Annotated in this window: 11 protein-coding genes and 1 tRNA gene; 8 read left to right on the forward strand and 4 right to left on the reverse strand. The window is 50.3% G+C overall.

The features are described from left to right. Positions 1-175 precede the first annotated feature (175 nt). The 4 genes from IQ219_RS12540 to urtD all read left to right on the forward strand — a co-directional run bounded on the left by IQ219_RS12540 (position 176) and on the right by urtD (position 3521). Positions 176-1060, forward strand: a complete 885-nt coding sequence (locus tag IQ219_RS12540; RefSeq protein ID WP_194072824.1) for an ABC transporter permease — start codon at positions 176-178, stop codon at positions 1058-1060. 87 nt (positions 1061-1147) lie between these two features. Next, a complete protein-coding gene (locus IQ219_RS12545) occupies positions 1148-1507 on the forward strand; it encodes a hypothetical protein (RefSeq protein WP_228017034.1) in 360 nt (119 codons plus the stop codon). A 27-nt stretch (positions 1508-1534) separates the two neighbouring features. Further along, positions 1535-2218 (forward strand): hypothetical protein, encoded by a 684-nt coding sequence (locus IQ219_RS12550; protein ID WP_194072825.1) that lies wholly within the window; start codon positions 1535-1537, stop codon positions 2216-2218. A gap of 181 nt (positions 2219-2399) precedes the next feature. Then, positions 2400-3521, forward strand: a complete 1122-nt coding sequence (gene urtD, locus IQ219_RS12555; RefSeq protein ID WP_194072826.1) for an urea ABC transporter ATP-binding protein UrtD — start codon at positions 2400-2402, stop codon at positions 3519-3521. On the opposite strand, the gene IQ219_RS12560 is transcribed toward urtD, so the two are convergent. Continuing rightward, positions 3512-3584: transfer RNA gene (locus IQ219_RS12560), tRNA-Ala, on the reverse strand. The two genes, urtD and IQ219_RS12560, sit on opposite strands and share 10 nt — an antisense overlap. Before the next feature lie 91 nt (positions 3585-3675). Here IQ219_RS12560 and IQ219_RS12565 point away from each other — a divergent pair. The 4 genes from IQ219_RS12565 to rplT all read left to right on the forward strand — a co-directional run bounded on the left by IQ219_RS12565 (position 3676) and on the right by rplT (position 5977). Then, positions 3676-4488, forward strand: a complete 813-nt coding sequence (locus tag IQ219_RS12565; protein WP_194072827.1) for a rhodanese-related sulfurtransferase — start codon at positions 3676-3678, stop codon at positions 4486-4488. After that, on the forward strand, positions 4478-5209 hold the full coding sequence (radC, locus tag IQ219_RS12570; RefSeq protein WP_194072828.1) for a DNA repair protein RadC: 732 nt from the start codon (positions 4478-4480) through the stop codon (positions 5207-5209). The genes IQ219_RS12565 and radC overlap by 11 nt, the downstream gene beginning before the upstream one ends. Before the next feature lie 70 nt (positions 5210-5279). Continuing rightward, positions 5280-5483 carry a 50S ribosomal protein L35 gene (gene rpmI, locus IQ219_RS12575; RefSeq protein WP_190597561.1) on the forward strand — a complete coding sequence of 68 codons (204 nt, stop codon included), beginning with the start codon at positions 5280-5282 and terminating at the stop codon, positions 5481-5483. Positions 5484-5623: 140 nt separating this feature from the next. Beyond that, a complete protein-coding gene (gene rplT, locus IQ219_RS12580; protein ID WP_028947990.1) occupies positions 5624-5977 on the forward strand; it encodes a 50S ribosomal protein L20 in 354 nt (117 codons plus the stop codon). Between the two features lie 107 nt (positions 5978-6084). Here the strand turns inward: rplT and lpxD are convergent, their stop codons facing one another. From lpxD to secD, 3 genes are all read right to left on the reverse strand, one after another. Then, positions 6085-7119, reverse strand: a complete 1035-nt coding sequence (gene lpxD / locus IQ219_RS12585; RefSeq protein ID WP_194019867.1) for a UDP-3-O-(3-hydroxymyristoyl)glucosamine N-acyltransferase — start codon at positions 7117-7119, stop codon at positions 6085-6087. Between the two features lie 193 nt (positions 7120-7312). Beyond that, entirely contained in the window at positions 7313-8260 is a 948-nt protein-coding gene (secF, locus tag IQ219_RS12590) for a protein translocase subunit SecF (RefSeq protein WP_194072829.1), read from the reverse strand. 54 nt (positions 8261-8314) lie between these two features. Next, positions 8315-8981, reverse strand: a 667-nt coding sequence (secD, locus tag IQ219_RS12595) for a protein translocase subunit SecD (protein WP_194072830.1), incomplete at its 5' end; no start/stop codon positions are given.

Here is an 8981-nt window from a genome sequence, read left to right on the forward strand (position 1 = left end):
AACAAGCAATGAAAGCCAATCACCTGCGACGTTGATAAATCTCCTGGCAACTTTTCCGGGGCGATGAAAGCAAGGGTAGAAAAAATTTCCTACCATGGTCTCCAAGGCAAAACTTCTCCTCAGTAAATGCAAAGTTAAGCAAAATTAATTTAACTGCCGTCAACCCCAAAGTCTTATGAGCCAAACCCTTACCCCTCCTAAAATCACCTCTCTGCTGGCTCCCCAGGCCGCCCCAGCCAATCCCCCCAGCCTAGCAGCGGAGTTTTTCCAAGAAACCATTGCCCTAACCAAGAGGTTATTTATCCAATTGCAGCGGCGCCCCACTACCCTAGTGGCGGGCATTATCCAGCCCTTTATGTGGCTAGTACTCTTCGGTGCCCTATTTCTCAATGCGCCCCAGGGTCTATTTGGTAATGACCTCAACTATGCCCAATTTCTAGCACCGGGAATTATCGTTTTTACTGCCTTTTCTGGAGCGCTGAATGCCGGTCTGCCGGTGATGTTTGACCGAGAATTTGGTTTTTTGAACCGCCTACTGGTGGCCCCGCTGGCCTCTCGCTATTCCATTGTGGCCGCCTCCACGGTCTATATCATTAGCCTGAGTCTGATCCAAGCGGCGGTAATTGTGGGGGCCAGTGCCCTACTGGGGGCTGGTTTGCCCAACGGCGTTGGCCTGGGGATGATCGCCTTGATTGTTTTTCTGATTGTGTTGGGGGTAACGGCCCTAAGTTTAGGCTTAGCTTTTGCTTTACCGGGACATATTGAATTGATTGCGGTTATTTTCGTCACCAATTTACCCCTACTCTTCGCCAGTACGGCCCTGGCGCCCCTGGACTTCATGGCCCATTGGTTGCAGGTGGTGGCTAGCTTGAATCCTTTAACCTATGCCATCGAGCCCATCCGGTATATCTACCTCAATGGTGACTGGGGTTTGGGGAGTACGGTCTTAACTGCCCCTTGGTTCAGTTTGAATTTTGCCCAGGTGCTAGGGGTGCTAGTTCTATTTGATGGTTTAGTATTGTTATTAATTCAGCCTTTGCTCAAACGTCGCTTTCTATAATTTTGGCTATCTTTGCCTAACTTCCGGATCCCGACGATTTTGAGTTTTAGAATCGTAGACCAATTAATCACCTGGAGCCTGATGACGATGAAGACAGCCCAGCTAACCCGCTGTTTAACCCTCAGTGCCCTCGCCACTGGCTTATTGGGCATCAACCTAGCCCCCGTTCAGGGTCAGTCCACTGGCACCGCCCCAGGGGAAGATCCGTTCGTGTCCAACAACGTTGACCCTAGTAAGCAGGGCTTGGGGGGAGGCTTTGACCCCATGTCGTTGATTCACAATGCCAATTTGAGTCGTACCCGCAATGGGTCAGATTTTGCCGAGGATACCCAAAGAAATATTAATAAGGCCGCAGACCAATTCAAGCAACTCCAACAGCAGCGGCTAATGGAAATGCAGCAACAACAGACCGACCCGGCGATCGCCCCTGCACCCGGATCGCCCTAGGTTGAATAGTGATTGCGGGCTTGGCCTATGGCATTGAAACTAAAGCGCGGCACTTGGTTGCTCTGGGTAGTGGCCTTAATTATGGGATTGGGGGTAGGGGCCTGGGAACTGGGCCGTCACTCCCAAGATGAAGCAACTGTTATCGAAAGCCAACCGCAAGCCCGCCATTTTGACTTCAGTGCTGATTTGGTCCAGTCCGTCACCATTACCGAGTCTGGTCCGCCCCCAACAAGCATTAAACTTTATCGCCAGGCCAAAGCTGACCATGGTAAGTCTGTTTGGTTGATGGATAATCCCGACCCAGTGGCGGTGAGTGCCCCAGGGGTAGATTTTTTGCTCGGTGTGGTCTTGGGCAGTCAGAATAGCCGGGATTTTGAGGTGTCGACAGTAGAGTTGAAGGACTATGGCCTCAGTCCTGCCGGGACAGAATTAACCATTCAATTGGTCAATGGCAAAACCCACCGCCTCCAACTAGGGAATCCGGACTTTGCAGGGGATTCTCTCTACGCCCTAGTTGACCCAGTGGAGAATGCTGATATTCCGGTAGAAAACCAAAAAGTTAGCCTAGTGCCCCGTTCCCTAGAGGAATTAACCAGGCGATCGCCAACGGATTGGCAACAGGCAGATTTAGAAACCGATGGCGAAAATGGTAATAATTTAGATGGCAATGGTTCTGAAGGTGGTGTTTCCTCCGAATCCCTGGCAAGATAACTAGGTAATTTTTTTTCTTCGATGGCAGCCAAACTGGGCAAATTAGCCACAAGACTATGGCAATGCAAAAAATTTCGTTCCTGGTAAACAGTTTTCCGCTCTAGCCCTTGTTTGAATTGACAAGCAGGAATGTTTGCCCCGGCTTTGTCCTGGCCCAATTTTTAGGTTGTCCCCATTGCCCATGACCAGCAAAATCTTAGAAATTCAAGACCTAACAGTGAGCTTTGACGGCTTTCGGGCCCTCAACCACTTGACTTTTTCCATGAATCCAGGGGAATTGCGGGTCATTATTGGCCCCAACGGCGCAGGCAAAACCACTTTTTTGGATGTGATCACCGGCAAAGTTCAACCAACGGAGGGCAGGGTTTTATTCCAGGGCAAGGACATTCGTAAAATTCCGGAATATCGCATTGCTCGCCTAGGAGTGGGGCGGAAATTTCAAACCCCTAGGGTATATCTCAATCTGACAGTGGCGGAAAATTTAGACTTGGCAGTGAATCGCAACAAATCGGTTTGGGGTACCCTGATGGGGCAAGCCACCGGAACTGAGCGGCGTAGTGTGGGAGGACTGTTGGAAACCGTTGGCCTGACTCCCAAAGCTCACTTGGCGGCCGCCCTGCTCTCCCACGGTGAAAAACAACGGTTGGAAATTGGTATGTTGGTGGCCCAGTCCCCTACCCTGCTATTGGTGGATGAACCAGTGGCGGGATTGACCGATGAGGAAACCGAAAATGTGGGAGATTTACTCTTGGCCCTAGCGGAAAGCCATTCCATCATTGTGATTGAACATGATATGGAGTTTGTGCGCCAAATTGCCCGCAAGGTGACAGTACTCCATCAAGGTTCGGTATTGTGCGAAGGCAACATGGATCAAATTCAAAATGATCCGAAGGTAATTGAAGTATATTTAGGGGAAGCTCCCAGCCTTTCGCCCCAACAGTTTAAAATTCTCCGCACAGTGGCCGCTGTGGCCGCCGCCGATGGCAAAATTTCGGAGACAGAAATGGCCATTATTTTGGATAACCTCAGTCAGGTGTTCAAAGGCACCGGATCCGATCCTCAGCATCTACGACAGGAGTTGCAGGATTACCTCTTACAAGGGGTTGAGGTGAACTTCGATAATTTAACTGAAGAAATCCCCAAACAAGAGGACCGGGAATTGGTGTTGCGGCTGAGTCAAGAAATTGTGGCAGTACACCGACAAGAACCGGAACCTTTTTGGGAGTGGCAGGCCTACCAGGAACTACTGCGGGGTCTAAATTTACCTATCACCGCTATCAGTGCTGGTGAAGATGGAGATTAGCGGACTCGAACCGCTGACATCCTGCTTGCAAAGCAGGCGCTCTACCAACTGAGCTAAACCCCCTTGAACCGGCGAATGTTACGCCTTTTGGTAACAAACCTCAGCTATTATAGCCATAGAAGTTCACAACAAGCAAGGATTTTTCCGCTTTCCTATGGCTCACCAGGTAACAACTTTTTACCACTTCACCAGGCTCGATTGTTTGGCAGAAAAGCAAAGCCGTTGGCAGGAGTTATGCGATCGCCTGGGGCTAAAGGGAACTATTCTGTTGGCGGAGGAAGGGGTCAACGCCACGATTGCCGGTGAGTCAGAAGCTATCGAGGAAATTGTCAAAACCATAGCGGCGGATTTGAGTATAATCAGTGTGCCCCAGCGTCATTCCTGGGCGCAAACCACTCCGTTCCAAAGGATGAAGGTGAAAATTAAGCCCGAAATAGTCAGCCTTGGCCTGCCCCAGGTGACTCCAGAAAAACAGGTGGGAACCTATGTCTCCCCCCAGCAGTGGAATGAACTGCTTCAAGACCCCGATGTGGTGGTGATTGATACCCGCAACGATTATGAAGTGGCGATCGGCACCTTTCAAGGAGCAATTAATCCCCGCACCAAAAGATTTCGTCAGTTCCCCGACTATGTGAAAAATAATCTGGATCAGCAAAAAAATAAAAAAGTAGCAATGTTTTGCACCGGGGGAATCCGCTGTGAAAAAGCCAGTGCCTATCTGCTGGCAGAGGGATTTTCGGAGGTTTACCATCTCCAGGGTGGCATCCTACATTACCTGGAAACTGTGTCCTCAGCAGAGAGTTTGTGGCAGGGGGAATGTTTTGTTTTTGACCAACGGGTGGCGGTGCAAGAAGGTTTAAAGGTGGGTTCCCATGCTCTTTGTGACGGTTGTGGTTATCCCCTCAGTGTTGGCGAGCGCCATTGTCTCCAGTGCGGTTTAACGGTGGCGGTAAGCAATGAGCTATAGCCTGAGAATTGCCGATTTGCCGGAGGATGAACGCCCCAGGGAAAAACTGCTCAAATATGGGGCCAAGCACCTGGGTAATGCAGAATTGATTGCCATTCTATTGGCCACAGGCCAGGGCAAAGGTAAGCTGTCGGCGGTGGGACTGGGACAATATATCTTGCAACAGTTGGGACAAAATCGTCAGGACCCCATGGACGTGTTGCGTAGTATCCATCCCCAGGAACTAATTGCTTTTCCTGGCATTGGCCCCGCTAAAGCCACCACAATTTTAGCGGCAGTGGAATTGGGTAAACGGGTCTTTCAAAGTCGCCCCCTAGAAAAAATGGTGGTGGATAGTCCAGAAGCAGCGGCGATCGCCTTGAGCCAAGATTTGATGTGGCAGGCCCAGGAACATTTTGCCATTGTCATGCTAGACGTGAAAAACCGTTTGCTAGCCACCAAAGTGATTACCATTGGCACCGCCACAGAGACCCTAATTCACCCCAGAGAAATTTTTCGTGAGGTCATTAAACAGGGTGCCACTAAGCTGATTGTGGCCCATAATCACCCCTCCGGTGGGCTAGATCCAAGCCCGGAAGATATCCGGCTGACGGAATTACTACTCCAGGGGGCTCAATACTTGCAAATTCCGGTATTGGATCATCTCATTTTGGGCCATGGTAAGCACCGGAGTTTACGGCAATGCACAGATCTGTGGGAACGCTTTCCCCAGGGAGATTAGGGGAGAAAAAGTCCAATGTCTGGGTTAGCCATGGTATAGTGGAAGACTGTGTTCGATTACCAGCCACATTATGCCCAAACTTAAAACTCGTAAAGCCGCCGCCAAACGATTTCGCCCAACCGGCAGTGGCAAAAAGATTATCCGTCGTAAAGCGTTTAAAAATCACCTATTGGAACATAAGAGTTCCGAACAGACCCATCGTCGTCTTTCCAACCTTGCTTTGGTGCATGAAGCCGATGAAAAAAATGTCCGGCTCATGCTTCCCTATATGTAATTGAGTAGTTAACGCTATTTTTGCTCACTTTTCAGCTAGGTACCAGGGGAAGTTGGGATGGGGAAGATCTCAGTAAAGTTCTGACCCCAAACCAGTTTCCCGGGCAAGGCTGGAATTATCTTTAGTTTTTTAAATTTACTATGACCAGAGTTAAACGGGGCAACGTCGCCCGCAAACGCCGCAAAAAAATTCTCAAGTTAGCCAAAGGTTTCCGGGGTTCCCACTCCAAACTTTTCCGCACCGCTAACCAACAGGTGATGAAGGCCCTGCGTAATGCCTACCGCGATCGCCGTAAGCGTAAACGGGATTTTCGTCGTCTGTGGATTACCCGCATCAACGCCGCTGCTCGCCAAGAAGGCATGAGCTACAGCAAGCTAACCGGACAATTGAAAAAAGCCAACATTGAAATCAACCGCAAAATGTTGGCCCAGTTGGCCGTATTAGACCCCGCTGCCTTTAGTGAAGTGGTGAAAGTAGCCGCCGCTGCGAAGTAAAAAACGTTATTTTTCCTTTGGGCAAGGCTGGCCGGTTTAAACAATTGAACCTAAAAGAGAAACTCCCCATCCCGGTAATCTAGGGTGGGGTTTTTCGTTGGGCAATATTAAACTTTTTTCAATTTTTTCAGGGTGTCGTAAATTTCCGGCAAACGTTTGTAGATGGTAGAGGCTTTGAGATAAAGCTTATGGGGCATGTGGGGACTGCCACAAACTACTTCCTTGGCTCCCACTTTGCCGTGGATTCCCGTTTGGGCAGAGGCGATCGCCCCGTCGCCGATCTGGGATTTATCTGCTACTCCCACTTGTCCGGCGAGGATAACCCGGTTACCGATGGTGACTCCCCCGGCTAAGCCCACTTGACCGGCCAGGGCACAGGCCTCGCCAATGCGACAACCATGGGCCACATGCACCATATTGTCCAATTTAGTATTTTTGCCGATGCGGGTTTCCCCCACGGCGGGACGATCTACCGCACTATTACAGCCAATTTCTACCCCGTCCTCTAAAACCACCTTGCCTGATTGCTCCATCTTGAACCAACCTTCAGGGGTGGGCACAAAGCCGAAACCTTCTGCCCCGATCGCCGCTCCGCTATGGATTACACAACCTTGGCCAATCTGCGTCCGTTCGTGGATGGTGCAGTTGCCGTGGAGTATGGTGTCGTTGCCAATGGTAACCCCTGGATAAATGACTACATTGCCGTGGATGCAAACCCGATCGCCAATGGTCACGTTGGGATAAATCACCACATGGGGGCCAATACTGACCTCCTCACCCCATTGCACCGAGGGATCAATGACTGCTGTGCCATGGATACCGGCCGGGGGACGATAGGGCTGATAGAAAACGGCGATCGCCGCCGCAAATAGCAACCGGGGTTGGGCGGTGGCACACCAGGCTATGCCTTGGGCATCCGCTTCTGCTTGAAGTTTTTCATCCAGGGGTAAAATCAGCGCACTGGCCTGGGTCGCCTGCATTTGGGGCGCATACTTGGCACTATCGACGTAACTAATTTGCCCCGGCAATGCCTCCGTTAAGGCCGCAACGCCCCCAATGGTTGGATTGCGATCGCCAAATTTTTCTAGGCTGTGGGTTTGGATCTGGGGTTGTAGACGTTCTACGAGTTGGCTAAATTCCATGGGAGATTGGCAAAGCTAAAAGCTAAATTGTGACCATTTTCCCATAAGGCTTTGACCTTTCTGCTGCCTTGCTGCCGGTACTAACTTTGGTCTGGGGGATTTGCCCAAGCTTCGCCCAAGCTTCGCCCAAGCTTCACAACCAGGGGAATGCAGGGGAGCGGAAATTCAGGCTTAATTAGGCAAAGGTGAAAAATTAAACCTCTGCCACCACTTCTCCCTTGGGACTCCGAGGCGATCGCCGTTTACGCCACCAGGCCCAGAGGGTAGTGGCCATGAATATACTGGAATAAACACCGGAAGCAAAGCCAATAATCAAAGCCAAAGCAAAGAATTTCAGACTATCGCCCCCAAAAAGAAAGATTGCCACCAGGGGTAAAGAAGTGGTCAGAGAAGTGTTAATGGAACGGGTCAAGGTTTGATTGACAGCATCATCCACCACATGGTTAATATCCCAGTCGGGATGGCGCTCTAGGGTTTCCCGCACCCGGTCGTAAATTACCACGGTGTCATTGACAGAAAAACCAATAATGGTCAGTAAGGCCACCAGGAAAAGACTGTCCACTTCCACCCCTCCTAGTAAGCCAAAAATGGCAAAGGCCCCCATGGTGATCAACGCATCGTAGAGCAGAGCCACAATGGCAAAAACAGCGTAATCAAGCTGAAAACGGATAGTTAGATAAATAATAATGCCCAGGAGGGAAATCACTAGAGCCAACACCCCAGAACGGAATAAAGCCTTACCCACGGTGGGGCCAACGGTGTCGATTTGGATGGTTTCCGGGTCAAACTTGCCGATGCCCTCATTCAGTGCTTTCTGCACCGTTTCCCGTTGTTCCACATCCAGAGTTTGTTGACGGATGGAAAGGGTATAGTCCTCAATCACCTGCACACTACTGTTACCCAGGCCCACTCCATTGAGAATATCCTGCACTTTTGCCACATCGATCGCCGCAGGGCAATTATTCTTACTGGCGCATTCCAGTTGTAATTGCAAACGGGTGCCCCCGACAAAATCCAGACCGGGCTTAAAGGGAGCTTGGAACTGTACCCAGGAAATTACCATGGCGATGATACTGATCAACACCAAAAGGGAAGAGGCAATCCAAGCCGGTTTTTCCCATTTGAACAGGTCTAATTTCATAGTTTTTAAGATTGGTCAGGGAGAATAAAAAAGAATTTTTAGTAAACAGTTAATTTATGATTTAGCCGGGACCGAGAGATTTGGGCAAAACAGTTTGGGATTTTGACGAACCTTAGGCAGACTGAGCACAATCACCAGTAAAAGGGTACGGCTACAGGTTAAGGCAGTAAACAAACTCACCATGACCCCGATCGCCAAGGTGAGGGCAAAGCCTTTCACCAAACCGGAACCAAACCAGAACAGGGCTGCACAGGCAATCAGGGTGGTGACATTACTATCCAAAATACTGGAAAAAGCCCGGAAAAAGCCCGATTCCACCGAGCGATAGAGGGTATTGCCCCCCCGTAATTCTTCCCTAGTTCGTTCAAAAATCAATACATTGGCATCCACTGCCATACCAATACTGAGGATAAAACCGGCAATACCGGGCAGGGTCAGGGTCACCCCCACCAAGGCAAAGGCCGCTAGGGTCAAAACCGCATAAATAATTAGGGAAACGTCCGCCACTACCCCCGGCAAACGGTAGTAAACCGCCATAAAAATTAACACCAAGGCTAAACCAACGAATCCCGCCACCAGACTGCGCCGGATGCTTTCCTGCCCCAACGTAGCCCCCACTGTGCGATTTTCCACCACTTCCACCGGGAATGGTAGGGAGCCGCCCCGCAGTTGCACCGCCAGATCATTGGCTGTGTCGATGGTGAAGTTCCCCGTAATGACC

The sequence above is a fragment of the Synechocystis sp. LEGE 06083 genome, assembly GCF_015207725.1.
GTDB lineage: Bacteria > Cyanobacteriota > Cyanobacteriia > Cyanobacteriales > Microcystaceae > Synechocystis > Synechocystis salina.